The organism is Burkholderia sp. SJZ089, from assembly GCF_007828315.1.
Lineage (GTDB): Bacteria > Pseudomonadota > Gammaproteobacteria > Burkholderiales > Burkholderiaceae > Burkholderia > Burkholderia gladioli.
In genome coordinates this window covers 63,978-90,073 of the sequence record NZ_VIUM01000026.1, presented here as the reverse complement: position 1 = coordinate 90,073, position 26,096 = coordinate 63,978, and the positions used below count along the sequence as shown (strand labels likewise).

25 protein-coding genes are annotated in these 26,096 nt (G+C 63.6%); 18 read left to right on the top strand and 7 right to left on the bottom strand.

Annotation, left to right across the window (positions count from 1 at the left end):
* Positions 1-305: 305 nt before the first annotated feature.
* From FB600_RS33475 to FB600_RS33420, 14 genes are all read left to right on the top strand, one after another.
* Complete coding sequence (locus FB600_RS33475) at positions 306-962, top strand: LPD29 domain-containing protein (protein ID WP_105829683.1); 657 nt, start codon at positions 306-308, stop codon at positions 960-962.
* 116 nt (positions 963-1,078) lie between these two features.
* On the top strand, positions 1,079-1,381 hold the full coding sequence (locus FB600_RS33470) for a hypothetical protein (RefSeq protein ID WP_105829684.1): 303 nt from the start codon (positions 1,079-1,081) through the stop codon (positions 1,379-1,381).
* Positions 1,382-2,007: 626 nt separating this feature from the next.
* Positions 2,008-2,664, top strand: a complete 657-nt coding sequence (locus tag FB600_RS33465) for a DNA methyltransferase (protein WP_105829685.1) — start codon at positions 2,008-2,010, stop codon at positions 2,662-2,664.
* 24 nt (positions 2,665-2,688) lie between these two features.
* Entirely contained in the window at positions 2,689-3,195 is a 507-nt protein-coding gene (locus FB600_RS33460; RefSeq protein ID WP_105829686.1) for a hypothetical protein, read from the top strand.
* Between the two features lie 54 nt (positions 3,196-3,249).
* Positions 3,250-3,414 (top strand): DUF6900 domain-containing protein, encoded by a 165-nt coding sequence (locus FB600_RS37410; RefSeq protein ID WP_181162973.1) that lies wholly within the window; start codon positions 3,250-3,252, stop codon positions 3,412-3,414.
* Positions 3,415-3,520: 106 nt separating this feature from the next.
* Positions 3,521-3,688 (top strand): hypothetical protein, encoded by a 168-nt coding sequence (locus FB600_RS37405; protein WP_155301561.1) that lies wholly within the window; start codon positions 3,521-3,523, stop codon positions 3,686-3,688.
* Positions 3,689-3,690: 2 nt separating this feature from the next.
* Complete coding sequence (locus FB600_RS33455) at positions 3,691-3,885, top strand: DUF6900 domain-containing protein (RefSeq protein WP_105829687.1); 195 nt, start codon at positions 3,691-3,693, stop codon at positions 3,883-3,885.
* Positions 3,886-4,426: 541 nt separating this feature from the next.
* Positions 4,427-6,589 carry a ParB/RepB/Spo0J family partition protein gene (locus tag FB600_RS33450; protein ID WP_105829688.1) on the top strand — a complete coding sequence of 721 codons (2,163 nt, stop codon included), beginning with the start codon at positions 4,427-4,429 and terminating at the stop codon, positions 6,587-6,589.
* A 717-nt stretch (positions 6,590-7,306) separates the two neighbouring features.
* Positions 7,307-7,597, top strand: a complete 291-nt coding sequence (locus FB600_RS33445; protein WP_226285242.1) for a hypothetical protein — start codon at positions 7,307-7,309, stop codon at positions 7,595-7,597.
* Positions 7,598-7,611: 14 nt separating this feature from the next.
* Positions 7,612-7,884, top strand: a complete 273-nt coding sequence (locus tag FB600_RS33440; RefSeq protein ID WP_105829690.1) for a hypothetical protein — start codon at positions 7,612-7,614, stop codon at positions 7,882-7,884.
* Positions 7,885-7,942: 58 nt separating this feature from the next.
* A complete protein-coding gene (locus FB600_RS33435) occupies positions 7,943-8,221 on the top strand; it encodes a hypothetical protein (protein ID WP_105829691.1) in 279 nt (92 codons plus the stop codon).
* A 42-nt stretch (positions 8,222-8,263) separates the two neighbouring features.
* A complete protein-coding gene (locus FB600_RS33430; protein ID WP_105829692.1) occupies positions 8,264-8,650 on the top strand; it encodes a hypothetical protein in 387 nt (128 codons plus the stop codon).
* A gap of 31 nt (positions 8,651-8,681) precedes the next feature.
* A complete protein-coding gene (locus tag FB600_RS33425) occupies positions 8,682-9,176 on the top strand; it encodes a hypothetical protein (protein WP_145758043.1) in 495 nt (164 codons plus the stop codon).
* Between the two features lie 41 nt (positions 9,177-9,217).
* Entirely contained in the window at positions 9,218-9,433 is a 216-nt protein-coding gene (locus FB600_RS33420; protein WP_098183375.1) for a DUF3717 domain-containing protein, read from the top strand.
* Between the two features lie 155 nt (positions 9,434-9,588).
* Here the strand turns inward: FB600_RS33420 and FB600_RS33415 are convergent, their stop codons facing one another.
* Both FB600_RS33415 and FB600_RS33410 read right to left on the bottom strand, forming a co-directional pair.
* Positions 9,589-9,891, bottom strand: coding sequence for a hypothetical protein (locus FB600_RS33415; RefSeq protein WP_105829694.1), 303 nt, complete (start codon positions 9,889-9,891; stop codon positions 9,589-9,591).
* 144 nt (positions 9,892-10,035) lie between these two features.
* Positions 10,036-10,851 (bottom strand): hypothetical protein, encoded by an 816-nt coding sequence (locus FB600_RS33410; RefSeq protein WP_145758044.1) that lies wholly within the window; start codon positions 10,849-10,851, stop codon positions 10,036-10,038.
* A 1,239-nt stretch (positions 10,852-12,090) separates the two neighbouring features.
* On the opposite strand from FB600_RS33410, the gene FB600_RS33405 reads away from it, so the two are divergent.
* The 3 genes from FB600_RS33405 to mobF are packed head-to-tail and all read left to right on the top strand — an operon-like array spanning position 12,091 to position 17,566.
* Positions 12,091-12,507, top strand: a complete 417-nt coding sequence (locus tag FB600_RS33405; RefSeq protein ID WP_105829696.1) for a hypothetical protein — start codon at positions 12,091-12,093, stop codon at positions 12,505-12,507.
* Positions 12,500-14,665 (top strand): type IV secretion system DNA-binding domain-containing protein, encoded by a 2,166-nt coding sequence (locus FB600_RS33400; protein WP_105829697.1) that lies wholly within the window; start codon positions 12,500-12,502, stop codon positions 14,663-14,665. Before FB600_RS33405 ends, FB600_RS33400 begins: the two co-directional genes overlap by 8 nt.
* A 6-nt stretch (positions 14,666-14,671) precedes the next feature.
* The gene (gene mobF, locus FB600_RS33395) at positions 14,672-17,566 is read left to right on the top strand and encodes a MobF family relaxase (RefSeq protein ID WP_105829698.1); all 2,895 of its coding nucleotides are present in this window, start codon (positions 14,672-14,674) and stop codon (positions 17,564-17,566) included.
* Positions 17,567-17,617: 51 nt separating this feature from the next.
* Here the strand turns inward: mobF and FB600_RS33390 are convergent, their stop codons facing one another.
* From FB600_RS33390 to FB600_RS33365, 5 genes are all read right to left on the bottom strand, one after another.
* Positions 17,618-18,001 carry a DUF2750 domain-containing protein gene (locus FB600_RS33390; protein WP_105829699.1) on the bottom strand — a complete coding sequence of 128 codons (384 nt, stop codon included), beginning with the start codon at positions 17,999-18,001 and terminating at the stop codon, positions 17,618-17,620.
* A 295-nt stretch (positions 18,002-18,296) separates the two neighbouring features.
* Positions 18,297-18,548 (bottom strand): PAAR domain-containing protein, encoded by a 252-nt coding sequence (locus tag FB600_RS33380; protein WP_103691615.1) that lies wholly within the window; start codon positions 18,546-18,548, stop codon positions 18,297-18,299.
* A 12-nt stretch (positions 18,549-18,560) separates the two neighbouring features.
* Positions 18,561-19,223, bottom strand: coding sequence for a hypothetical protein (locus FB600_RS33375; protein WP_105829700.1), 663 nt, complete (start codon positions 19,221-19,223; stop codon positions 18,561-18,563).
* Positions 19,220-22,078 (bottom strand): glycosyl hydrolase 108 family protein, encoded by a 2,859-nt coding sequence (locus FB600_RS33370; RefSeq protein ID WP_105829701.1) that lies wholly within the window; start codon positions 22,076-22,078, stop codon positions 19,220-19,222. Before FB600_RS33370 ends, FB600_RS33375 begins: the two co-directional genes overlap by 4 nt.
* A 52-nt stretch (positions 22,079-22,130) precedes the next feature.
* The gene (locus FB600_RS33365) at positions 22,131-24,638 is read right to left on the bottom strand and encodes a type VI secretion system Vgr family protein (RefSeq protein WP_105829702.1); all 2,508 of its coding nucleotides are present in this window, start codon (positions 24,636-24,638) and stop codon (positions 22,131-22,133) included.
* A gap of 591 nt (positions 24,639-25,229) precedes the next feature.
* Between FB600_RS33365 and FB600_RS33360 the strand changes: the two genes are divergently transcribed.
* The gene (locus tag FB600_RS33360) at positions 25,230-26,027 is read left to right on the top strand and encodes a transporter substrate-binding domain-containing protein (RefSeq protein WP_105829703.1); all 798 of its coding nucleotides are present in this window, start codon (positions 25,230-25,232) and stop codon (positions 26,025-26,027) included.
* Positions 26,028-26,096 lie beyond the last annotated feature (69 nt).

The window sequence follows — 26,096 nt, the reverse complement described above, 5'->3', positions numbered from 1 at the left end:
GGTTGTGACATTTATGTGGAGTGGCAACCGCTCAGGCCGCTCATCGCGGCTCGACTACGGAGGCTGCTCCACATAAGCATGTTGTCCACATAAGTGCAGGAGTCGCTGGTACGAGGCGGCCTGCGCGGACGGTCGAAGAACGGTCGCCACGTGAGGACTCGTCCGATCAACGGCATCGATCAGGACATCCGACTCAACCGCGCGCTCTGGATCCTCGCGGACGCCATGCAGGGACACAAGAAGTAAGCAACAAGCGCCGGCCCGGCCGGCGCCCCGCTCGCCTTCTCTCACCTCCCGGAGATCCCATGTTGACCCGCACCGCATCCGCATCGACCCGCCGCACCGAGAAAGAACCCGCCGCGACAGCCGTTCAAACGAACCTCGCGCTGGTGACCGTCATGACGTTGATCGACACCGCGCAGCTGGTGCAGAAGATCCTGCGCGAGGCCTTTCCCGCAACGGCCTTCGCCGTGTCCATCCAAACCGCCAACGGCGCGACGCTGCTCGACGTCGCCTGGACCGACGGCCCCCGAGCCGACCAGGTCGCCCGCTTCGTCCATCCGCTGCAGACGCGCCGCGCCGCAGCGAGCGGCCGGCACGGTTCGATCGAACACTTCGTGCTCACGCCGAAGGGGAGCCAGACCGTCCAGCTGGCGGCCGACCGGATCTCGATCACTCGCGGTTACAGCGATGAGGCGATCGAGGCCGCGATCACCCTCCTCGAGGCGCGGTATCGCGACCGCCTGTCGCCCGACTATCGGACGTTGCTGACGGTCGAGGCATATCGCGCTGGCGCGCTGCGGGGCGTCGAGCTGGAAGGCATCCACCGGATGGGCGCCGAACGGATCGGGGCGTGCCTGCAGTGCGACGTTGACACGCTCCTGGCCAACTCGACTGACGTCGTCGGCTTCCCGCGTTCGCCGACGGCAGCGGGTCTGTTCGTGCGCCGTGATGTGCATTGAAGTGCCCGAGACCCAGGGCCGGCCGGCCCTGACGCTAGCGCCCGCCCGCTGATGCTGGCGCGGCGCGGTGGGCGTGCGGTACCTGGATCAACGGAATTTAACTGGAGTGGACAGCCATGCTGACAAGAATCGACATCATCAAGTGTCGCGCGGTGGTCGGTGGTGAGGTGAAGCACTGGATCATGGCAACCGATACCGATGGCGACAACGAGGCGAAGGCTCGGCGCATATTCGAAGGCGAGCGGCTTCGAGACTTTGTCGAGCTCGCGCGCGCGATCGCCGAGGCACCCGACGCGGACCCGGGCCTGTTTACGTATGTCACCGCAGAGATGAGCATCGAGGACTGTGTTGCCTGGGCAAACGAGATGTGCGGCGAGGATTTTCAGATCCTACGACAGGATGGCGATGCCGCTGGATGAGAACCAGGTGCTTCCCCTGAGCAGCGGGCCGGGCCTCCCTGTATCAACGTGCGCTCGGCGCGGCCCGCGCTCCACATCCATGCCAAGCTCGTCCTCGAGGTGACGTCCGACCTGGTGCCGGCCCGCTGGCCGTCTGGCCCGCTCGCATCTCCCTCCTGTTGCAGCAGGCGCGCGGCGGCCGGCCATGCCGGCGCCGGGCGCGCTCGTGCCGAGCGCGCATCTAATCGCGATCGCGCCGTCCGATCGGGCGGCGTCGCCGCCGGCGTCGCCGCCGGCGACACGCGCCCGACTCGTCGGCGCTCATGTCCGGACGCAACACTGGCCACGTCGCGCGCGCGTCCCGCGACCTCGTCGCCCTGACGAGACAGGCCTCAGACCTCTCAACCTGGATCCCACGATCGCCCGCCCGTGTCCGGGGGACCGAGCCCGGACGCCGTGCGCGACGAGCGTCGCACGGCTCCGGCCTCTTCAAGCGCTTTCGCGGCATATCCTCGCGCGCTACGCGCACTCCGGTATTCCACGGTCGCTTGCCCGCCGTCCTCGGGCGAGCGAGCGCTGGCTCCAGGTAGCACGGTGCGCAAACGGAAGCGCTCCGGCTGCCCTGCCCTCAACTTCAGGAGCCAACTGTGAGCCTTTTGTACAACGGCGACTGCCTTGTCGCCCTGCCCCAACTCGCCCGCGAATCCGTGGACCTCTGCCTGACGGATCCGCCCTACCTGGTCAACTTTCGGGACCGCTCCGGCCGCTCGATCGCCAACGACAGCAATGACGAATGGCTCGACCCCGCATTCGTCGAAATTTACCGCGTGCTCAAGCGTAACACGGTCTGCGTCAGCTTCTACGGCTGGAACAAAGTGGACCGGTTCTTTCACGCGTGGAAGTCGGCCGGCTTTCGTGTCTGCGGCCACATCGTCTTTACCAAGACCTACGCATCGAAAGCCGGCCTGGTGAAGTACCAGCACGAATCCGCCTACGTGCTGGCGAAGGGCCGCCCCGCGGCCCCGGAACACCCCATCGGCGACGTTCAGCGGTTCGAATACAGCGGCAACAAGCATCACCCCACAGAGAAGCCCGTTTCGGCCCTGCGAACCCTCATCAGCTCGTTTAGCAAGCCGGGCGACACGATCCTCGATCCGTTCGCCGGGTCCGGCTCGACGTGCGTGGCCGCCCGCGAGCTCGGCCGGCGCTATATCGGCATCGAGCTTGACGAGACCTATTTCGCCGCGGCGAAAACCCGCCTGTCGGCACCCGTCGCCGGCGCCGCGCTCGCGGCGGCCGCCTAACTCCCCAGTCCGAGGAAGACCACCATGCACCTCATCGTTTCGGCCTACGCTGGGCTCGTCCAGCTCGACGACCCACGCGTCGACCAGCAAGGCGACCCGCTCGACATGTGCAGTGTCCGGTTCGCGGCCGCGCCACGATACCCGCATCGCGCCGATGGCTTGAATCTGGACCGCATCTACCGATATCACAACGCATTCGAATTCAGCTCAGGTACCTACGTCATGCACGATATTTTCCGGGAGCGCCTGGCCGAGATTGCCGAATACCCTGCAATCTCGATCGGCGCGAGCCGAGTCAACCACACGAACGGCGCGATTGCCATGAGCGGGGGCCCGTTCAAAGAGCTGATCGATTTCTCGATCACGTCCGGAACGATCGGACCGAAGACCAGCGCCAAGCTGGCCGACGACTTCCAACTATTCATCGGTGCCGTCGATGCGGAGCACGATCACCTGTTCGCGGAGCTCTACCGCAACTGGTTTTTCGCCTTCAGCCTCGCCGCAAACAACGGCGCCGTGCAGCTTTCCTGATTGAACGCGGCCGGCCGCCTGCCGCGGCCGGCCCCACGAACTTGGAGGGCAACCATGCTCGAGTATCAGATCGAGGCGCTGTTGAAAACGATCGCACAACGCGCGTTCGGCGAGGAAATCGAAGCGGTCTGGAACGCGGACGCGGACATTGAGGTCGAGGTGGCATCACTGCGATACGCATTACGCGAAGCGTTCGACTGTGGCCGGTCCGTGAAGTAACCCAACTATGCCCGCGGCCGCTGGCGCGGCAGTGCGGGCCCTCTATATCCCCAATCACGCGGAGGCCGGCCGTTGACCCGGCCGGCCTCCCACACCCGGGACACCCATGAACCGCTTTTACATCAAGCATCTACTGTGCGCGGTCGTCGACGCGCATTTCGCCAGCCGACTATCCGGTACGAATGACGATGACGAACTGAGGTTGACGATCGGCGAACTGCTTCACGCACTGCGCGAGGCGTTCGACCTCGGCCAAGACGTTCGGAGGAATTGACCATGACGAAAGACGAATTCGAGGCGCTGCTCGAACGCATCGCGTTCGAGAAGCTCGGAATCGATACGCTGGAGACGCGGCGCGCGGATTCCCTGGACTTCCACGATTGCGCCGTCTGGTGTCTCCGGGACGCATTGATTGCCGCATTCGACGCCGGCGTCGAACACGCCCGCCGCCCTGGTGTCTTGCTGAGCTGAAGTGCGGGCGCCGACGCTGACCAGTGCCGGCGCCTGGTCCCCGCGGCTCGCGGTCGTTCGCCGCCCAACTGATTATCCAGCCGTGCCGCCTGGCCGCACCTTGCGCGCCAGGCCTCGCCTGTCACGCAAGCCGCTCGCCGGCGGCCGGTGTCCCAGTCCGTTCGCTCCTGGGGACTGGCCGCTCGCGCGGCCCGCCCCGGCGCTGGCCGCCCCCGCCAGCCGCGCGGCCTGCCGCGCGGAGGGGGCTCGGGCCGTCACCGGCCCGAGCCGGCGAGCACCGGGCTTCGGACCCGCCTCCCTACCTTCCATCCTCCGCGCCGTGGTGGCGCAGCCTTCGGACCGCCTCATCCCGACGCATAGCGCTGCGTGCCGGCAGCGCAAGGGTTCGCTACGCCGCGCCCTGCGCCCGTTCGGTGCTCGGCTTCGCCTGCGCGCCGCATGCGGCCTGGTTCGCGCCCCTGCGTTGCCTTCCCGCTGGCGCTCTCATGCGTCGAGGCGGCTCCGTAAGGCAGCGATTTTTCCACCACAGCAAGGAGGATCCATGAACGCAGTGATCACCGAAATCCCGGCACTCGCCCACGACGCGGGCGTTCCCCCCGCACCCCCCGAGGCCCACCAACAGGCAGACGACTTCCGTCTCATCCCGCTCAAGCGCATCGTGGCGTCGCCTTTCAACGTCCGTCGCAAGCAGCCCACGGGCATCGAGGCGCTGGCCGACAACATTTGGCACACGGGCGGCTTATTGCAAAACCTCGTCGTGCATCCGATGAAAGTCGGCGCGAAGCGCGCGCAGACCTTTGGCGTTGCCGCCGGCGAGCGCCGCCGCCGCGCGCTTGCCTTGCTGGCCGAGCGCGGCGACCTTCCGGCCGACTACCCCGTCCGCTGCCTTGTCATCACCGCCGAGGATGCCGTGTTGTTCAGCGCCACCGAAAACGAGATGCGCGAGCCGATGCATCCCGCTGACCAGTTCGATGCCTATCGTGCGCAGGTCGACGCCGGCCGTACCATCGCCGAAATCGCGCAGATCTACGGCACTCGCGAAATGCTTGTGCTCCAACGCCTCAAGCTTGCGCGTGTCTCGCCCAAGCTGGTGGACCTGTTTCGCGAGGACAAGATTCGACTCGACCAGATGATGGCGTTGACGCTTTCCGATAGTCACGACCAACAGGAACGCGTCTGGTTCGAAGCGAAACCTTACGACCGTGACGCACAGACGCTCCGCCGCAAGCTTGTCGCGGGCGAACGGGACTTCCGCAGTAATCGCGTCGCGCGGTTCGTCGGCATGGACGCCTACGAGGCGGCCGGCGGGTTCGTGCGCCGCGACCTGTTCTCGCACGAGGGCGCCGCTTGGTACACCGATCAAGCCCTGATGGAGCGCGTCGCCGCCGAGCAGCTTGCGGCGATCGCCGCGAAGGTCCAGGCGGACGGCTGGGATTGGGTCGAGGTGATTCCCGTGCTCGACTACACCGCGCAAGCCTCGTTTCTGCGTGTCGTGCCGACCGTAGTCGAGCCGTCGGCCGAGCAGCGCCAGGAAATGGAGGCGATCCAGGCGCGCCTTGACGCGATCGAGGTGGAGCAGCAGGCCGACGACACCGACGACGAGACGTATGAGCGCTTGGAGCAAGAAGCGACGGCCCTGGGCGTCCGCCATGCCGCGATCGAAGATTCGCTCGCTGTGTACACCCCGCTTCAAATGGCCGGCGCTGGCGCGATCGTCACCATCGATCACGACGGCACGCTCGAAATCCTGCGCGGCTGGACCCGCCGAGGTGACCCCGCGCCGCGCGGCGAGGGTGAATCGACCGATGGCGACGGTACGGACGACGGCAGCGCGCCGCAACGTCCGCACACGGGTTCCGGCGCGCCGGCCTCGCCGGACGCACCCGACGCCAAGGGGCGGCATTCCCGCGCCCTCACCCTGCGCCTCAACGCTCGGCGCACCGCCTCCGCCGGCATGGCGCTGGCCCGCAATCCGCACGTCGCGCTCGCGGCGCTCGTCCACCGCTTCCTCATCACGGATTACGGCCCCGGTTCTGGCGGTAGTGCCATCGATATTCAGTTGCACAACCATACGGGCGAGATCGAGCGCAATGCGCCCGAACTGGCCGACGACTTGACCTATCGCCTCGCCAACGAGCAGCGCGCCGCATGGGCCGGCCTCCTGCCGCACGATACCGACGCGTTGCTCGCGTGGTGCGTTGATCAGACCGACGAGCGGCTGCTGCTGATCCTCGCGCAATACGTTGGCGCCAGCGTCGATAGCATCACCGGCGACGAGGACGCGCACTGCGTCAATGCGCTGACTTCGGCCCTGAACCTGGATCTCGCCGACGACTGGAAGGCGACCCGCGCCAGCTACTTCGACCATGTGCCGAAGGCGCGCATCGCCGAGGTGGTGACCGCCGCCGTCTCCCCGGCCGAAGGCATGCGCCTGCTGAAGCTGAAGAAGGCGGAAGCCGCCGCCGAAGCCGAACGCCTCGTGAGCGCCACCCGCTGGCTTCCCGAGCATTTCTCACTTGCGGAAACGCGTCCGAAGACCCTCTGGCGACTCGCTGGCGCGTCGCCCGACCGGGATGACGACGGCGACCAGGACCAGGACCAGGACCGCTCCGAGGTGACCGACGAGCAGCCGCACGCGGACCAGGACACGGCTTACGACGACGCCATCGTGGCCGAAGGCGAAGGCATGCCCCCGCGCGACTGATCCGTCCACCTCCGCCGGCGGCGCTCGGCCCGCCGGCGGAATCCTCCCGGCTCGCCCTTGCGGGCCTTGCGGTCCATCGGCTCCCGTATGTCCTCCCCTTTCTCCCCGTTGTTCTCCTGCAAACGCTCACCGCTCCAGCCGTGGCATGGCGTGGTCTCGCGCCGTGGTGTGTCCTCTGCCTCGCAGGCCTGGACGTCTCCCTGCGCTTCGCTCCGGGCCGGGCTCTCGCGCTTCGCGTCGAGCCTCGCTGCGCGAGTCTCGCCCCTGGCGGGCTTCTATCCCTGACGCCTCCGCGCCGTCCCGGCGCTGCGCGCTTCGCTTGCTCGTGGGGTACGCGCCCGCTGCGCGCGGGCGAACTGCTGGTCTAGCGGCCGGCTATGCCGGCCGAGGGCGCGCGGGGCAGATGCGCCCCGCGCGGTGTGGGTGCTTCGGCCGGGGAAAGCGTGTGGTTGCGCTCCATCCTTTTGCGCCGGGTTAAGCGCGTGGATCTGCCATCGGGAGCCGCCCCTTTTCGACGCATAGCGCACGCCGGCACGGGCGCAAGGGTAAAGGCTGCGCTGCGCTTCGCCCACGTCCTCGCCCGTTCGGTGCTCGGCTTCGCCTGCGCTCCGCATGCGGCCTGCGGGCGCGCCCTTGCGCCCGTGCCGGCGCGCGCTAAACCCGCGTCGAGGCGGCTCCCAATGGCAGATCCACAACCCGACACAAAAGGACGAAACCGTGAGCGCAACCACCCCCGACCGAATCACCCACACACACGCGGGCGTTCCCCCCGCACCCCCCGAGGCTCACCGCCTGGCAGGCATCCGTCAACCGGCTAATCGGCTGCGCGCGACGGCCGCGCATTGGCTTGGCTGCGCGGCCGACGCGCCGATTCGCGTGCTGCATCGCTGGGCGCGTCCGGACGACGACGCCCGCGCCGTTCGCTTGGAGGCCGTCATCGACGGCGCCTCCAAGCGCATCACCCTCTTTCGTCAACCGTCCGGCGCATGGGCACCGGTCTGGCTCTAACAGGAGAACACGCAATGTCGAACCACGCAGATGACATCGAAATCGCGGGCGTTACAGCCGGGTTTTGCGCCACGCTGAGCCTGAACGGCTCGGCTATTCCCATGGTCGCGGTATGGCACGACGACGACGATCACGACCTCGCTTTCATGCTGCCGCGCGATACCACTGTCGACCAGATTAACCAAGCGATCGGGATTTACGAACGAGCCTATCGCCAAGGTGAGGTGTATGGCGAGGCCAAGGCGAAACGCGCGTTCCGCGAAGCGATCGGCCTCGGGCACCTGTAACCCATCCGCGCCGGGCCGCGACCCGGCGCATGTTCGAACACCACTAGGAGAAGATGAAATGCGAGGTCTCGATATCCGTGTCGCGTTCGTCATGGCCAAGCTGGCGCTGATCACCGACCTCACGAGGGAGGACCTGTTTTTCGTCCTCATGGATGCCCAGGCGCAAGGCTGGCACGACGAACAGGCCGGCGAAACGCTGCCTGTCATGTTTGCAGACGAACCCATGCTCCGTGAAGCCTGGATGCTCGGCGCGAAAGCCGCTGAGATCGATGACGAGATCGCGTGTTGCGACTGCTGCAACGACGGCACGGGCGACCCTTGCCCACTCCACGACTGAGTGCTGTCGCTCACCGCCCATCACCACTTTCGAGACTACGCCATGACCACCGCCACGAATCGCCGCACGTTCGCACGCCGGCACGCGCAGCGCGCCGTCAAAACCGTGCTTGTTCGTTTTCCCCTCATCGCCGGGATTTTCGCGACGCTCGCTTTCTACGTTTGGGCACGCCTCGACAGGCCCGACTTCGCGGCCGCATTCTTCGCCGGCATCGCGGCGGCCCTCCTGGCCGTGGAATGCATCGCGCCGAATCGGCACAAGCAGCCTGCTCTCGTCGGCCTGAAGAAAGCGACCGCCGCCCTCGCCGCGTTCACGCCCGCGCTGTTGTTTGTCGCGTTGCCGTTCGGTCTCGATCACCCGGCGGCGGCGATCGCCGCCGCGCTCGGCATCGCATGGGCGGTCTGGATGAACGAAACGACCGACTGGTAATCCCCATCCCGAAAATGAACGACACCCGGCGATGCCGGGCGAAACCGGAGGCATGATGGAAACAACGGAAATTTGTCGGAGCAGCTACGACGTCGCGCTCGATGCACGCGTCCAGTTGGCGGAATCCCGCCTCGCGCTTGTCGCGGGCGATGATGACCGCGCTCTTTGCATGCGCCGAGATGCGCGCATGCAGGCATTCAGAAGCGGCCGGCTCGCGCGGCTGGAGCACAATCCGATGTCGTTCCAACTGGCGGATGAGCCGGAACTGGCGAGCCAGTGGCAGGACGGATTCGATTTCGTTGGCGCGGGCCTTCAGGTCTGGTCAGAGTGGCGTCCGACCAACCGAGGCTATTCCGAGGTGCATTTGAGTGTCGTGCGGACCGAAGCGGGCTATTTTTCCTCGCTCTACGTGACATATTGGCATGGCGAGCCCTCGATGCGTTCGCAGCACGCGTGGGCGACGCCGGCCGAGGCGATCGCCGACGCAGAGGCGATGCTGCGCGATTGGTATTTGGTCCAAGCCTAACCGACACGCCGACAATTGGCGCACACCGAGGAGCGACGCAGATGGAAGCAAGTGCAATCACTATCGAGCAGGTCGAGACCGCGATCAACGCGTGGCGCGCACGTCGTCCGAGCACCGATGGCGACGCGAGACTGTGCCGCGAGGCGCGGATCCTGGCCGAGCCCTATGCATGGATGATCATGAATCGACAGGCCCAGATCGCCCTGGCGGCCCTGACGGACGAACAACGCGCCGCGCTTGACGGGCGGTCTGCCTGAACCGGATGGCGGGCGGCCGAATCGGCGGCCCGCCGGATTGTCGAGCGCGCGGGAATTGTCCAGTTCGCGCCCTGCGCGAACGAATCGGGGCAATCCCGTGTCACGCAAAGGCCCGTGACACCAGATTGCCCCTACGCCAGAACCATCTGGCCTCTCTACGCCTCGGCTGCTGGCCCGCCGGCCGGTGCCGCCGGCGCCTGCGGATTGTCCGGCACGGACGCCGCAACGCCCAGCGCGCGACGAATCCCGGCCAAGCCCGCTTTCCATTTTTCGGCCGGCACCACGTTGAGCTTTTCCGCCTTCAGTAGCTCGACGATCGCGCGCTCGTTGCGCTCCACCTCCTGGCGCTCCTTCGTGCGTTTCTGCTCCTGAAGCCGCTTCAGCCTCGCCGCCGCTCTCTCGATTTCCTCGTCCAACGACTTCGGCGCACGCGCCGTCTTTCCTGCATCTGCCGTCATGGCGTCTGTCACTCCATCTTGCCCCTCCCCCTTGCCGCGCAGTGTAGCGGAATTCGCCTGCGCAGCGTGAGGCACGACTCGGGCGGTGCGCTCGCCACTGTCTCGACCGCTGGCCTTGCGCCGCCGTCGCCGCACGGCCCGTCGCTATCGCCAGCGCCCGAAGGCCGCCACCGGTTTTCCCGCGCCCTCGCCGCGCGAGCCGCCGCCCGCGAACTGCCGCCCGCGAACTGCCGCGACCGCCGCCCCGCGCGGAACGCCCAGCCAGGGCGCAATGCGCGCATTGCGCCGCTCGAGCACGGCGACCGCCGCCGTCGCGGCCGCCGACCGGGTCACCGCCAGCGCCCGAACACCGCCGCCGGTTTTCCCACGCCGTCGCCGCGCGGGCCGTCGCCCTCCAGCCGTCGCGACCGACGCCCCGCGCGGACCGCACAGCCAGAGCGCAATGCATGCATTGCGCAGCTCGACGTCGGCCGCCGCCACCGTCGCGGCGCCCGGGCTGGCCACCGGCGGCGCCCAAACACCGCCGCCGGTCTTCCCATGCCGTCGCCGCGCGGGCCGCCGCCCGCGAGCCGTCGCGGCCGCCGCCCCGCGCGGACCACCCGTCCAGCGCGCAATGCATGCATTGCGCGGCTCGAGGTCGCCCGCCGCCACCGTCGCGGCCACCGACCGGGTCACCGCCAGCGCCCGAACACTGCCGCCGGTTTTCCCAAGCCGTCGCCGCGCGGGCCGCCGCCCTCCAGCCGTCGCGACCGTCGCCCCGCGCGGAACATCCGTCCAGAGCGCAATGCGCGCATTGCGCAGCTCGAGCACGGCGGCCGCCACCGTCGCGGCCGCCGGCCGGTCACCGCCAACGCCCGAATGCCGCCGCCGGTTTTTCCACGCCGTCGCCGCGCGGGCCGCCGCCCGCGAACCGTCGCGACCGTCGCCCCGCGCGGAACGCCCAGCCAGGGCGCAATGCACGCATTGCGCGGCTCGACGTCGGCCACCGCCACCGTCGCGGCGCCCGCCTTGGCCACCGCTGGCGCTCGAACACCACCACCGATTTTCCCGCGCAGTCGCCGCGATGGGCCGGCCCGCTACTTCGGGCGCGCCCCGGCCCATCGCGGAACACCCGGCCAGGTGCGCCGCTCGCGCTGCGCACGAGCACCGATGGCGGCCGCCACCGTCGCGGCCCCCGACTTCGGCACCGCCACGCCTCCCACAGCGTTCTCGATCCTTGCTGCGCCCTCGCACCGTCGCGCCGTCTATCAAATCCGCGCACCGGGGCAGGTTTCCCACATATCCACCGGTCCCCGCGCTTCATCCGTTTTCCACAACCAACACCGTTGTGGAAAACGGCGCGCGGCCGACGCTCTTGCGATGTAGATCCATCGCAGCGTCGGTCCGGACCCGTGGATATGTGGAAAACCTGCGTGGCATAACCACCGCCCGCGCTCCGAATTTTCAGCCTGACATGCACTGCCTGCGTTCTACCACCTCGCTTCCCATTTGCCGCACAGAGGACGGATCGACGTGTGCCTTCATTTGCTGCTTTTTCTCCCTGTGCTTCCGACTGTGCGATGCTGGCAAAACACCTCTGTGCTTCAACCAGGCAAACGCCTCAACTGCGACGAAATCTCACTTCGGCTGGCTGCGATGATGATCGCTACGCCTGCTGAAAAAACGGTTCCGTCCGGACGTGGCCGGTCTGCACCATCCAGATACCGTCCGTCCAGGGGGGCGACCCGTGGGGCAAGCCCCACCCCCCGGCCAGACGGTCACACACCACGCAACTGCGTTGCGGGTGTGTAGAGCCTTGCTGCGCAAGGCTCTACACTGGCAGACACCCATGCTATCGCGCGCTGCCACCCAACTATGTATCAATCCCTCTGATGCGTTGTGGCATAAGGCTTGAACGTGGCAGCCAAAATGAACACGAGAACGGGAAATGCCCGAAAATGACGAGCGATTTCCCACCTGGAACAGCAACGCGCGAGCGAATTGGCAGACACCCAAAAATCGCAAAGCTCGACGGAAGCCTTAGCCGACAAGGCTTTTGTTGGCAGCCAAAATGAATCAAGCAAGAATTTTGATGGCAGACACCCGAACCGGTCCGGCCTATAGTAAGATTTGCTAACTATATGAATAGCTGACGGATATTGCCGTCAAGCATCGGGCGAAAGAAGTGAAAAATGGAGCAACGCACATGAGCAGATTCATATGCCGCGCCTCGCAGGTTCCAACAAGGGAAAGTCCGGTCGAGTGACCATCCGACTCGACAAGCCAACTGAAGACTTTTACCGTAGAAAAGCGCAAGAGGCCGGCGTGCCGCTTGCGGAGCATTGCCGCCAACTTCTGATGCGCGGCATCATCCAGGACAACGTCGAACAACTCGAAAAGCGCCTCACGGCGCTGCTCGCCCTGTTCCCGGATCCCGCAAAAATCAACGGCAGCCACGGCAGTGGCGCGCCGAACGGTTCCGGGCTCATGCTTCCGGCCGAGATCGTGCGAGCGACCTTCTTCAGCCAAGAGGTGCTCAAGGCCATTGCCTCCAACCAAAATAAGCAAACGTATTACGCGGCACAGGAGGCCGCCGAGGCAGAAACCAAGAAATTGCTGGGGGCCGCCCATGTCTGACCCACGCGCGCCGAGCAGCCTCGCGACTTTTTCGCGCGGCACGATCCTGTGGTGGCAGCAGGCCAAGCTCTTGACCAGCGCCATCGTCGCCGTGCTCATTTCCGCTATCGTCGTGGGCGTGCTCGTCGGCGGCGCCTACCTCTACCTGATCACGTCCGCCCAGACTCGCTATCTCGCCATCAAGCACGTCGAGGCCGAATTTCTCACGGTCGTGCCCATGGCGAATCCGGATGTCTCGTTCCATTTTGGTGACGACGTCACCAATCTCTCGCCGGACGCAGCGCTGTCCTTTACCGAGGAGGCCGCCGACGAGTTTTTCATCTACGCCCGAAACGCTGCGCTCTATGCCGTGCTCACCGCCGTCGGCGTTTTTATCTTCGCTGTCATCTTCTGGATGGAGTACGGGCGCGGCCGGCTCACCGACAAGCAGATTCGCGGCGCGCGGCTCGTCAAGGCCGAAGAGCTGACCAAGGAATTGCGAGAGCAGGGCGACGCGAGCCGCTATCTCATCGCCGGCGTGCCGATGCGAAAAAAAGCCGAGAACCTCAATACCCTCATCGCGGGCGCCCAGGGCACGGGCAAGTCTCAGCAGTTTTTCGCGATGATGGACCAGGTTCGGGCTCAGGGGAGGCGCGCCATCGTCTATGACACCTCGGGAGAGTTCACGGCGACCTACTTCCGTGAAGGCAAGGACATCATCCTCAACCCGTTCGACGCGCGCAGTCCCAATTGGAACGTCTGGCGCGAGATCCAAGAGGACTATCACAACGACGGCATCGCGGAGGGGCTCATCCCCATCCCGCCCAACGTCCCGGACCCCTTCTTTGCGATCGCGGGTCGCATGATTGTCAAGGACACCATCCGCGCGTTGGGTGAGGACGGCAAGCGCACTAACGCAGCACTCTATAAGACCATTGCCCACAGCAACCTGGAAGAATTGCATGCCGTCCTGATCAAGCAGGCCGCTGGAACGTACGTGGATCCCGTCACTGAGCGCACGGGTATGAGCCTGAAGATGACCGTGCAGAATCAGCTCGACAGCTTCCGCTATTTGCATGACGAAGGTGAGCCGTTTTCCATTCGCCAGTGGATCCAGGACGAGGATCCGAAAAACGATTCCTGGCTATTTATCTCCTGTAATGAGGAGCAAAAACTCGCGATCTTGCCGCTGATCAGTCTATGGTGCGATATCGCCATTCGATCGCTTCTCACGCTTGAGCCTAGCCATAGCGAGCGTATGTGGTACTTCTATGATGAACTGCCGACGCTGCAGAAGCTCGAGATCATGAAGCTCGCTGCTACGAATATTCGAAAATTTGGCGGCTGCTTCGTCATCGGCCTCCAGGACTTCTCGCAGCTCTTCCAGATTTACGGCGAACATCTGGCCAGGACCATCATCTCCGGATGTCAGACCAAGCTCCTGTTGCGCGTCACCGACGGCGACGCCGCAAAGGCGCTGGCCAACGCGATCGGTCAAGCCGATCTTGACGAAAAGGAGGAAAGCGTCAATCTCGGCATCGACGAGCGCCGCGACGGCATGAGCGTTTTCGCCCGACGCAACCTCCGTGACCTGGTGCTGTCTTCCGAAATCTTGCGCCTGCCTGACATGCAGGGTTATGTGGTGACGCCGGGTCCTTACCCGATCGCCCGGGTCAAGTATGGGTACGTGCCGCATGCGAAAGTCGCGTCGCCATACATTCCTCGCAAATCGTTCGCCTTGTGGCTTCCTCCTGGCGACGGCGCAGCCGCGGCCCCCGGGACGGGTGTGGCGCCGGCGTCTGCGTTGACGGCGCCGGCCACCGCATCCGCGCAGCAGGCGTCAACGCCCCCGGCCGCGGCCGCCACGCAGTCCGAGCCGACGGCGCCGACCCCGCCCACCGCGCCGGTTCAAGCACCAGCCTCGTCCGCGGCCCAGGGCACGCCCAAGCCTGCAACGGCAAGCTCGGCGCCGACGCCTTCACCGACGCCAGGTGATGCGGCCACGAGCTCACCCTCCGTGGTTCGATCGGGCTCGGATAGCTCGAACCTCATCGTTCTCCCGTCGGGGGTGGTGGTCGACGGGGATACCGGTGAGGTGCAGGGCGAGGCCTCGCGTCTGGATAGCCAATCCGACCGCGGTCGGTCTGGGTCGCTTGGCTTCGATGACCTGTTGAGGTAACCCGCCATGATGAGCATGCACAACGTCAGCAGTGTCGGGGGCGCCCTCCACTATTTCTCCAAGGACAATTACTACACGACCAAAGAGGGGCTCGAGCATTCTGGCTGGTTCGGCAAGGGGGCGGCCGCCCTCGGTTTGAACGGCCAGGTGGAACGTGACGCGTTCTTCAAGCTGCTATCCGGCCAGGTGAACGGCCAGCAGCTCGGGCGGGTGGTGCTGGACGAAAACGGCGAGCCCGAGGTCATGCACCGGCCCGGGATCGATTTGACGTTTTCCGCACCCAAGAGCGTCAGCATTGCGGCCGAGGTGTTCGAGGATCGCGAGGTTCGGTTGGCCCACGAGGAAGCCGTCAAGGATGCCCTGGAGTACGTCGAGGAGTTTGCCGCCCAAGCTCGCAAAACCGTCGACGGCGAGACCTTGGCCGAGCCGACCGGCAACCTGGTTGTCGCCCTCTTCCGCCACAACACGAGCCGTGACCTTGACCCGGATACCCATACGCATGCCCTGGTCATGAATGCCACCCAGCGCGCCGATGGCGAGTGGCGATCCCTCACCAACGACGAGCTCTATGTGCAGCAGAAGGTGATCGGCGCGATCTACACCTCCTCGCTCGCCCGTGGCCTGCAGAAGCGCGGCTACGCCATCACGGCACCGGACGCGAATGGGAATTTCGAGCTGGTCGGCGTCACCCGGGAGCAGATCGAGCACTTCAGCCAGCGCTCGGCCGCGCGCGATCGCTGGTTGCGAGCCAATGGGATCGATCCCGCTGCCGCGACACCGGCCGAGAAGGAGCGGGCCGTGCTGGCGACCCGCGAGCGCAAGGTCGACGTCGACCATGCGACCCTGTCCGAAAAGTGGCGCGATCGCGCCCAATCGGTCGGGCTGGACTACGGCGGCATCGAGGCGAAGGCGCGGGAGGCACGCGAAGCCGGGACTGACGCGCGCGTGGTGCAACTGTCCGGCGTGGACGCCTTGCGCTTTGCGGCCGCGCACCTCGGCGAGCGCGAGATCGTGTTGAACAAGCACGACGTGGTCCAGACGGCGCTCGAGCACGCCGTTGGCCGTACCGGTCCAAAGCAGATCCTCGGCGCCTACGACAAGCTGGTCGAGCAGGGAAAGATCGTGAAGCTTCCCGATGGCAACATCACGACCCAGAAGATGCTCAACACCGAGCAGTGGACGATCGAGACCGCCCTGGCGCAACGGGGAACCACCCCGGCGATCGCGCCGGCCGAGTTGGTCAAGGCTCGGATCGACCAGGCCGTGGAGGCGGCTCGATTGGAGCGCAACGATCCGACCTTCGACTACACAAGTGGCCAGCGGGGCGCGATTGAGCATGCCCTGACCAGCGAAGATCGCATTGTTGCTGTCCAGGGTCTCGCCGGCGTTGGCAAAACCACCATGGTCAAGGGCACCGTCCAGATCGCGCACGAGCGTGGGTATCTCGTTCGCGGCATGGCGGCCACCGGCCAGGCCGCCAAGCAGCTCGAGAACGATTCCGGGGTCAAGGCCGACACGGTCACCATGTTCGAGATCCACGAGCAACGCCGGCAAGACGATCTCAAGCTGCTGCGCGAGTACGTCCCGGACCTCAAGCGCGAGCCCGAGCTCTGGCTCGTTGACGAATCCTCGTTCCTCGCGCAGCGGCAAATGGCACGGCTCTTGAAGATGGCCGAGCGAGCGGATGCGAAGGTCATTGTCCTCGGCGACCGGCTGCAGCTCCAGGCCATCGAGGCCGGCAAGCCGTTCGAGCTGCTCCAGGACGAAGGTGTGGCGACCGCCCAGATGACGCAGATCCAGCGCCAGAAAAATCCCGAGCTGCAGCAGGCGGTGGCGATCACGGTAGGTACGGCCGACCTGGCGCCGGGTGAGTCTCTCACCGACCTGAACCTGTCGCGCAATGACCGGGCATTCGAGTACCTCCAGCGGGCCGGCCGGGTGACCGTGGAGGAGAATCCGTCCGACCTGATCGACATCATCGCGCGGGAGTATGTCGAGCGAGGAGACAAGCGCGATCAGACGATCATCATCACGCCGTTCAATGATGACCGGGTCAAGATCAACGACGCCATCCGGGACCGGCTGCGCGACCGGGGCGAGATCGGCTCGGAAGAATCGACCGAGACCATCCTGACCTCATACGGCGACATGACGCGGGCGATGCAGAAGGAGGCGCAGTATTACGAGCCGGCCATGGTGGTGCGTTTCGGCCGCGATTACCAGAAGATCCTCGCCGCGCGCGGCGAATACATGTCGGTCGTGGAGACACGGGCCGACGAAGGGATCGTCGTCTTGCGCAAGGCCGACGGATCGCTCATGGAGTGGGAGCCCAAGAAGTACAACAAGGTCGAGGTGTATCAAACGGAAACGCGCCGGCTCGCCGCGCGCGATGTCATCCGCTTTACGCGAGGCGACGAGCTCGTGAAGAACGGACACGAGGCGACGGTGGTCTCCCTCGAGAAGAACCAGGCCATCGTTCGGTTGGCGGACGGCAAGGAGATCCCGTGGGATTTCGACGCGCAACGTCATTGGGATCACGCCTACGCCGCAACCGTCCACGCCGGCCAGGGCGCGACGCGCGAGCAAGCCATGCTTCACATCCCTGCACACAAGCTCGAGCGGGATGCGGAGGACGAACGCCGTCAATCCGATATCGCCATGACTGTACGGCGGATCTTCGGCGATCGCAGCTTCTACGTTGGACTCACGCGCTCCGTCGATGACCTGCAGGTATTCACCACCGACGACACCAAGGCCCGCGCGGCCGTGACCCGGCATCAGGACAAGACCAGCGCAGTGGAGACGCTGCGCGAGCACGAGCTATCCGAGCAGACGAACAGCCAACCTCAGCGCCAGCGTCGCCAGCAGGCCATCCAGCAAATGCAGATCGAGCCCGAGTAAATCAGCTTCCTCGCCGCCCGACATGACATCCGCTTCTGCCGGCGAAGGCGCTCATTCGTACTGTTTCAGTTCGTCGTCTATCATTTGCCGGAGCGAACCCGGGTCCATGTTGACGCCCTTCCCGTCAGGCGTCGGAAAGATGACGCAGAGGCGGGCATCCTGCGCCATGCCGGTGAGCCACCGAGATATGAAGTCGCCCAAAGGAATGGGCTCTGGCTTGAAACCATCCCATTCGTCCTTCGCGCACAGCAGAGCAAATTCGGCTTCTGGCCAGAAGGGAACGACTGTGTGGCCCGCGACCTGACCGGTAGCCCATCCCGAGTCGCGCAGACCCCAGACAACCTCGGAGTCTGCAACCCTTCGAACGAAGTAGTCACGTCTGGCCTCGGGACCAAGCGCGAGCACGTTTTCAATCTTCTTAGGGTGAGCGGCCATCAGTACCCTCCTATCTGGTGCTGTGTCTTATGAAGATCAGCATCTTGCAACTCAGAATGTCTATAGCAATATCAGCCCTTCGCTTCAGTGCCACGTCCATGCGCGAGCTCCTTTCCCGGCACGCGGGAATTACGCGAATTACCTGGCAACCGGACCGACGAGCGATTCCCCGTCGCAAGCAGACGAACAGCCAACCTCAGCGCGAGCGCCGCCAGCGGGTCGTCCAGCAGATGCAGATCGAACCGGATTGACAGTGCCACCGGGCGGGGGCCGCGCCGACCCAGGGAGCGTGCGACTAGACGAGGCTGGACAATAGACGGCACCCGCATGTCGCGTGATGCCCATGCCGCGCGATTGGCACGCCCGCATCCGTGAAAGACGTGTCGCCCTCCTCGATCACATTGGGCGACACGTCCGGGTGCTGCGGACAGGAAACGCGGTCTCCCTTGCGGGCAACGTACCGGCCGTCGAATTGCATCGTTTGCGACCCGGTTTCCACCTTGCCGCCATGGTCGGTGTCGTCGCCGACCCGAATCAAATTGATCATCTTTGCTCCGTGCTATGGACATGCGTTAACTGTCCCGCACTCAATCCAGCGCTCTATACTCTTCCCGTCTTTCGCGGTATATCTAACCATCCAGAACTTGAGATCGTCAGAAATTTTTAATAATTCAACAGTGTCCCCTTTTATTATGTAGGATTTTGATTTGTCTTTGCTGGCTGGCTCTGCGTATAGATACGCTCGACTTGCGGTCACCTGCTTAAGTCCGGACGCTTTGCTATCCCTGGTCAGGTAAACATCGAAAGGGCCGTAAAAAAAATCACCGTCTGGATTTTTTGTAACCTTCCAGTGCAACTCTCCCTTATTTATCGAAATATCCGAGGTTCCATTTTTTGCGCCAAAGAACGAGAAGAAGTTGATCGTGGCACGCAAACCGTCGGGCGATACCGTTCCATTCAAATTGTTGCTCCCTTCGGGGTCGCAATCAATTCTTCGCCCTTCCTCGGTAATAAAGCAATAATTTCCTACAATCTGATTGCCAGAAGATTTGTGTAATTTGATGACAAAGGTGGAGTAAGGCTTCGTGCCTTCGTGTTGCGTAGACACATACCGCCATTCGCCAATAAGTGGACTCGCCTCATTTTGAGGCGCTTGCGCAATCGCTGCCTCCGATCCAATAAGAAGGCACAATCCAATAAAAATGCGTATCAATCTATTCATAGTTTCACCTGAAGGCAATCGTCAACACGAGCAAGCCAACCCTTCAAAAAAACGACTTGGCTAGAGTCATTGTCGACCAGCATCTTGTAGTATTTTCGGCGAATTTCCGCGATATCTTGGAGCAACTGATCCTGATCTTGAACCGCGTTTATTGCTTTGATTGTGTTGGGGCCAAGGCCGCCATCTTCACCTACACCGGCTCCGTATTTTGAATTAAGCATTTTCTGAATTTGCGCTACGGCGCCGCCAGATGTAATCGTCCAGTCGTACGTCATAAGAGCAATGCGGTCGTCATGGAATTGGCAAAATCCTTTGGGTTCCCAAAATCTCTTCAAATAAATTACTTCCGCTTGACTCTCGGTAAGCGCTTTTAGATTTTCGATGGTCGGCTCAACCCCGAGGTCTTCCTTGGCATATTTCTGCCACGTCGGCCAAGCTATCCCTCTATTTGTGAGTCCGCCTTTGTCGTTTTTGTGATCCACGATTCCGCCCTCGTGATTCAGAATAATTTTAGATATCTTCTTGAAACGAGCGGCGCAATCGCCACAACCCTCTTCGCTTTTTTGGGCGAAGTTACCTACTATACCAACTGGATGGAAATGCCAGGGGCTCGGTTGCTTTGGGAAACCCTCTACGCTCGCCACCTGCTCCCACCACTGCAGCTTGCCGATCCGTTCAATCTCCGTCTTCCACAGCCAGAGCAACTTCTTCATGAGCGGCGACAGCGCCTCCCATTTGCCCAGACCGCCGCCCCATTCGCTTTCGCACCGTACCACCAGATGCGATATCGCCTCGGCCATCCACGGCGTTTCCTGAGCGTGCTTGAGCTCGAGCGCAGTGATTTTCCCATCGTGGTCCGTGTCGATCGCCTTCTCGAGGTTCGTGATCAGCGGGCCGGCATTGACGGTCGCCGCGCTGGCCTCGAACTCGGTCTTGCTTTCGTCGGCCAGGTACTGCTCGGTGACATGGATGTAACGCTTGAGCATATCGATCGGCATGATGCTGCTGTTGTCGATCAATTCGAAGCCCGGCCAGTCCCACGGCCCGCACATCCGCACGAGCGGATGATCCTGTTCACAGACCCATCCCTGCCGCGCGCTGCCGTCCTTCGCGCCGATCGTCACGAGGAACCACGCGCGGCCCTTGTCGTCCTTCACCGTGCTGTCCGCGCCAGCCTTATCCAAGTCTACGCGGCGGAACACATCGCGGAAGTCGGCACCGGGGCTTTTCGCGTTGGAGAAGCTCAGCGGGAAATCCTTCCATCCCGAAACGATCGCGGACGTTGTCGTGTTGGCCAGCGATCCGTCGACCCATACCGGGGCACCCGAATCCGTGTACGTGGGTTTCGCGTGGCGACCGCCATGAACCGGCGCGGCCGTCTTCGGCTGCACCTTGACCCATTTGCCTTTGGCATTGGCGTCGAGGGGGACAAGCTTCACGCCCGGCTGCAGCTTCTGATCCGGCTCGGCCAGCTCGGTGACTAGGCGCGCCCCCGGAGAGATCTCCAAGAATGTCTTCGCGGCCGGTAACTCCTTCGCACGGGCTCGACTTTTCTGAATGAACGCCTCAAGTTCGGGCCCGGCGAATACCTCCAGGTGAAGAAGAGGCCGGGTTGGTTTCGCCGGCAGCAGCTTGGCCTCGGTGTAGCGCAGGTAGTGGCCCAGTTGGCCGATGACCTCGCCTGCCTTGACGGGATACGGCTGCTTCAACACGACGACCGAATCCAGCGGCTGCGGGTTCACGACCGCGTCCAACTCCTTGGCATAGACGTAGCCATATGGCGCATGTGGAGAAGGGGTGCCGCCCACCACGGCCGCCGCCGGCGTGCCCGACTTGATGGTCTTGATCTTCGCCCAGCCGGGCTTCGCTTTGGCGGCCTCGTCGGTTTCCGATACCGTCAATTCGGATCCTTTCGGCAAAATCCCGATGATCTTGCCGTTTGGCGATTCGCGAATCCGGATACCTTTGACCGGTGGCGGCAGGTTCGCCGTGTCGTCGGCGGGGGTATCGGGTTCAGGGACCGTTTTGAAGTCGCTCTGGATGAATTCGCCGATCAAGTCGCGCGGCGGTGAGGCGGGGGTTTTCGGCTTGGGAACGTCTTGGGAGTCGTTCGCCTTGTCGCCTACGCGATAGAACCGCTCTCCCTCCCAGTAGGGCATGGGCGCCATATTCAACTTTGCAGCGTCGACTTGCGCAACTTTGGCCTGTGCTGCTGCAGACTGATAGGTGTTCCAGTCCATCAGGTGCATGTAGAGGCTGAAGAAAGTCAGCGTTTCGCCTGGCCGGGGCTGGCTGGAAGCCGGCGCAGCAGCGGGCGCCGAAGCCGCGGGAGCCGAAGCGGCAGACGCCTTACTGGCGGCCGCTGGCGCGGCAGAGGCAGGCGCCGCGGCCGGCTGGCCACCGGCCTGTTTGCTTGCGTCGGATTTCGGCGGGGGTGGCGGAGGGAGCTGCAGCTTGTGCCGCACCAACACGAAGCCCGTGGAATACAGGGCATGGCGGCGATCCTGGTAGTCCTGCTCCGGGTATTTGCTGTCCAGCCTGTAGGCCACTACCTCGCCGTCGGCGATCGCGCGAATTCCCTCGTCTTGTTTGAGGTGCTTGGCAGTGTTCTCGTCGAAATGGATGCCGCCGTGCCACATGCCATTCGCGCCGAGGGGATAGAAGCCGTCCTCGGCAGCGGCCAATGCCTTCATATAGGTCATCGGGTCGCCCCCGTCACTCTTGTCGGCGGGCGTGAAGGGAAAGGCCCAGGCGAGCGGCTTGTACGGTTCGGGCGCGGGCGCGCTCGGTGTGGACGGCGATGTCGCCGGCTTTGCAGGCGGCGTATGGGGCCCGGATGAATGGTGTTGGCTCATGGTGATCGGAATCTCTCGTTCATTTCTTATTGTGAGGCGCGGCGCAATACGTTCAGCCCGAGAACGGCGTACCGCGCCCACCGTCGCCGACAATCGGCGTGGCCTGCAGCTTGTCGCGGATCGTCCCGCTCGCCCCGCCAGGCTTGTCCCACGTGGCGCATTTTTCCAGGATCTGGCCCGTCGTCACATTCTCGATGACGCCGCCCTTGATGCTGATGTACGAGCCGCCGGCACCAATCCATACCTCGTTCGCGGCGGTCAGCACCAACCGACCGTTTGCGCTCTCGATCTTCACGTCCTCCAGGCCCACGACCGACAGCGGGCCGCCCTGCGCCTGGATATCGACCGGTCCCTTCGCCGCAAAGATCTTGATACCGAGATTTTGCGCGAACACGCTGACCTTATCGAGCACGCTGGCGAGCAGGGATTTTCCCGCCGCCAGATTGATGTTCTCGCCGGCCGCCGCATTGACCTGTTGCGTCGCCGTGAGATGCACTGACTGCTGCGTGGACGTCGCAATGCCCTCGGGGCTCGACAGCAGCATGATCGGCCTCGAAAAGCCGTTGGCGTTCCCGGTGCCGCCGCCGGCCGTTCGGCCGCCACTCGCTGTCCCCGCAATGGTCTTCTGCGTCCCGTCCGTAAACGACTTCAGCGCTTTCTGCCCGGCTTGCAGGCTCTCGGCGTGATTGGTCTCGCTGGCGCTCGAGGCTGTCTCGAACACGGCTTCCACACGGGCAAGCGGTTCCGTCGCGGCCGTCACGTTCAGTGGTTGGTCGCTCGCCGGCTGCGTCGATACATAGAGCCCCTGCTCCGCCCGCACGGCGCCATACGCATTGGACTTCAAATCGAAGCCGTTACCGAGGAACGCGCCGCGTGTGTTGTCCGAATGGTCGACAAGATAACCGAGGTGAAGATGGGAGTTGTAGCTCGTCGTGTAGAGGTGAACGCGGTTTTGGCCCGTTGCATCGTCCATGACGAGCTGGTTAAAACCGTCGCCGCCGTACTCCCGGGATCGGAAGCCCGACAGCAGGCCATGCGTGTTCCACACCGGCATCGTCGATCCACCATGTAACCGCGAGATGATGACCGGCCGGTCGCAGTCGCCATTCACGAATCCCAGTAGCACCTGGTCGTCCTTGCGCAGCGGGAAGTAGCCGCCGCGCTTCGCGCCCGCATCCGGCATGGCAGCGCGAATCCAATTCGTCGATTTCATCTTCGGGTCGTTCCGACTGTTCGTCGACCGAACCCGGACCCGATTTCCCTCGTCCGTCAGAATCTCCTCGTCGCTGTCTGTCACGACGATGGCCGTCTGGAGATGCATCTCCGGCTTTGGGTGCTCAAAAGGGCTACGGAAAGGTGTGCGGCGGCGCTGTGCCTCGATTTCGACCTGGATAAAGCCGACACCACCGTCGCCGTGCGTGACGGCGGCGCCAGCACCGGCTGCGCGTGCCTGTTCGACCTCGGTGCGCAGGCTGCGGGGAAACCGCGCCAACGCGTCGATGCCGGGGATATTGTTCTGAATCAGCCAGTCACTGGCGATGATGGACAACTCGCGATCTTCCTGCGGAAGCTTGTCCAGAATGGGGTGACCGGTCAGCTTGAACCAGTAGCCCGGCAGGGCATAGCGCGGGCTGCCGACGGCGAAGTAGCGTTTCGCGCGGGACGCCCATTCTTCCGTGCGGATGCGCGCCTGTTGCTCGCCCATGCCACTATCCGACCAGGCTTGCGAGCCCGTGTAGAGATAGTCCTCTCCCTGCCCGGGCAACTCGTCCAGATCAGCCGCCGGCGTGCTGACCCGCTGATCAGTATTCGGTCGTTTGTAATCGGCAGCGCCGAGCGTGAGGGACTCGCTCTGTACGTCCTGCTGCTCCCCGAGCTGCGTCAGGCCGTCGAACTCTTCGTTCATGCTCGAGTGGCTGAATTTCATATCGCCGCCGGGAAGCGACGGGCCGAAATACAGATCGTCCATGATGACGACTTGGTGCGACTTCCCATCCTTCGCGAAATCGAATCGCGGGAATACGCCGACCTCCTCCATGCTGCGATGGACGAAATTCCAGTCGGTTTCCCACTGGACGCGGTGCGAGTACGAGCGCATCGCGGCGCGCAGCTCGAGCTTGTACTGTCCATTCGCCTGGGGATGCTTGCCGAACACGTCGCTCAGGATCTGTGAGCCGCTCGCTTCTTGCCAGTCGCGTCGATCGCTGCTCAGCTTCAGGAAGCTCAGCCAAGACGAGAAGTGGATCTGGAAATAGGAAACCGAGCCATCGCTACCGAGACGACGAGCGCGCTGCACGTACCCATGGATGGGCAGATAGTTTCCGTCAGTCTGCTGAATCCAGAGCGTGACCGGCTGCATCAGCAGCGTCTTGAATTGAATCGAGTCCCCGCTCGTCGACAAGGCGTCGACAACCACCTCGAAATTTCGGCCGAGCCGCGCGCTGATCTTTACGTACAGCGGTACGAGCGCGTCATTGCCGATCGGCGTGTCGAGTTTGACGAGCCGCTCGTACTGGGTGAAACGGGCGCCAAGCAACTGTTCCAAGGCCTCAATAGCCATGAGGGAACTCCGAGTCTGTTGGACCGGCGACGAGCAATCTCGGAGAAAAGCCGGTCAGATATTTTTGATGGTCGCGCCCAGGAGGCGCTGCTGAGTGTGTAAGCCCTTGCGGCTGTTGCTCCTCTCTAAGCAATAGCCCAGCTACTCAACTCGACAAGCGATCATATCAAAAAAGCTAAAAAGGTAGTTTGTGTTACTGGATGCGAGGCTCTGCTAGGGCAAGATGCCTAACCCATCAAGCGCAGTGACGGTTCCGTGCCAAACTTTTAGGCTTTCTAGCCGCCGGCTTGGATGATCTGTGCGGCGCCAGATCAGCAAATTAGAAATGTAATACTTTCTTCCATGGCTGTAAGGTACGCTTACATCGACATCACCTCATTCGAGAGGTTGGATTATGTTTTGATGGTGATAAATATTTAGAATAAGTTATTCTAAATCACATCGAGTTTTTCTATCTTGTTTGTCTTTTTTCAATCGGCGATCATTTCGAGCCCGCTGGAGTGAGGTCGGAGCGGAAAACGATAACCATCGTACCCGTGCTCGCTCGTCTCCACGTCTTGCAATTTATCCCTATAGTGAAAGAGGACATCTGTGAGAGCCGCGCTTAAAGCCCTTGCCATTTGCATTCTGACCATTTCTGCGGCTCACGCGCAGAGCCTCGCCGACAAGACGCTGCGCATCGGTAGCGATATCACATCGCCGCCCTACAGCTACTTCAACGACGCGAAGCAGGCCGCCGGGATTGACCCTGACCTGATGAATGCTCTCGCCGCAGCGGGCAACTTCAAAGTCCAGTTCATCGACACGCGTTTCGAAAGCCTGATTCTTGGCATGCAGGCCAACAAATTCGACGTCATCGCCTCGGGCATGTTCGTCACGCCGGTGCGCGCGAAGCAGATCGACTTCATTCCCTACGCGACTGCCGGTCTCGGCTTCATGGTGCTGGCCAACAGCAAGTTCAGCCCGGAATCGGCGGACGCGCTGTGCGGCAGGCGAATCGGCATTATCAAGGGCGCGGCCTACATCTCGACCATCAAGGACGTCTGCACGGCCCAGGGCAAGAGCGTCGACATCCATGAATTCCCGACCTCGGCGGAAGCCTCGCAGGCCGTCGTCTCCGGCAACGTCGAGGCGCAGGCGGACGACGTGGCCGTGCTCAAGATCGCGGTCGACAAGACACATGGCCGCCTGAGGATCAGCACCAAGCAGATTCTCTACCCGGTGGTGCTCGGGCTGGGTATCTCGAAGCAGCATCCGGAAATCAAGGCCGCGCTCGAGACGGCGCTGGCAAAGATCAAGGCCAACGGCGTCTATGACAAGCTCGTGCAGCGTTACAGCTTCGGCGTGCCGACCGAGGCGCAATTCAAGGCTGCTATCGGCGAGCAGTAAGGCCGATCCGCGGCGGACCGAGCGCAGTAGGATCTCGCCTGGTTCGCCACACCGATCGATTGCGCGAGG

Coding starts and splice junctions, on each gene's coding strand:
- FB600_RS37405 (WP_155301561.1), top strand. CDS start 3,521: ATGAACCGCTTTTACATCAAGCATCTACTGTGCGCGGTCGTCGACGCG.
- FB600_RS33475 (WP_105829683.1), top strand. CDS start 306: ATGTTGACCCGCACCGCATCCGCATCGACCCGCCGCACCGAGAAAGAA.
- FB600_RS33435 (WP_105829691.1), top strand. CDS start 7,943: ATGCGAGGTCTCGATATCCGTGTCGCGTTCGTCATGGCCAAGCTGGCG.
- mobF (WP_105829698.1), top strand. CDS start 14,672: ATGATGAGCATGCACAACGTCAGCAGTGTCGGGGGCGCCCTCCACTAT.
- FB600_RS33420 (WP_098183375.1), top strand. CDS start 9,218: ATGGAAGCAAGTGCAATCACTATCGAGCAGGTCGAGACCGCGATCAAC.
- FB600_RS33375 (WP_105829700.1), bottom strand. CDS start 19,223: ATGAATAGATTGATACGCATTTTTATTGGATTGTGCCTTCTTATTGGA.
- FB600_RS33460 (WP_105829686.1), top strand. CDS start 2,689: ATGCACCTCATCGTTTCGGCCTACGCTGGGCTCGTCCAGCTCGACGAC.
- FB600_RS33415 (WP_105829694.1), bottom strand. CDS start 9,891: ATGACGGCAGATGCAGGAAAGACGGCGCGTGCGCCGAAGTCGTTGGAC.
- FB600_RS33470 (WP_105829684.1), top strand. CDS start 1,079: ATGCTGACAAGAATCGACATCATCAAGTGTCGCGCGGTGGTCGGTGGT.
- FB600_RS33370 (WP_105829701.1), bottom strand. CDS start 22,078: ATGAGCCAACACCATTCATCCGGGCCCCATACGCCGCCTGCAAAGCCG.
- FB600_RS33455 (WP_105829687.1), top strand. CDS start 3,691: ATGACGAAAGACGAATTCGAGGCGCTGCTCGAACGCATCGCGTTCGAG.
- FB600_RS37410 (WP_181162973.1), top strand. CDS start 3,250: ATGCTCGAGTATCAGATCGAGGCGCTGTTGAAAACGATCGCACAACGC.
- FB600_RS33380 (WP_103691615.1), bottom strand. CDS start 18,548: ATGATCAATTTGATTCGGGTCGGCGACGACACCGACCATGGCGGCAAG.
- FB600_RS33405 (WP_105829696.1), top strand. CDS start 12,091: ATGCCGCGCCTCGCAGGTTCCAACAAGGGAAAGTCCGGTCGAGTGACC.
- FB600_RS33425 (WP_145758043.1), top strand. CDS start 8,682: ATGCCGGGCGAAACCGGAGGCATGATGGAAACAACGGAAATTTGTCGG.
- FB600_RS33390 (WP_105829699.1), bottom strand. CDS start 18,001: ATGGCCGCTCACCCTAAGAAGATTGAAAACGTGCTCGCGCTTGGTCCC.
- FB600_RS33400 (WP_105829697.1), top strand. CDS start 12,500: ATGTCTGACCCACGCGCGCCGAGCAGCCTCGCGACTTTTTCGCGCGGC.
- FB600_RS33440 (WP_105829690.1), top strand. CDS start 7,612: ATGTCGAACCACGCAGATGACATCGAAATCGCGGGCGTTACAGCCGGG.
- FB600_RS33365 (WP_105829702.1), bottom strand. CDS start 24,638: ATGGCTATTGAGGCCTTGGAACAGTTGCTTGGCGCCCGTTTCACCCAG.
- FB600_RS33430 (WP_105829692.1), top strand. CDS start 8,264: ATGACCACCGCCACGAATCGCCGCACGTTCGCACGCCGGCACGCGCAG.
- FB600_RS33450 (WP_105829688.1), top strand. CDS start 4,427: ATGAACGCAGTGATCACCGAAATCCCGGCACTCGCCCACGACGCGGGC.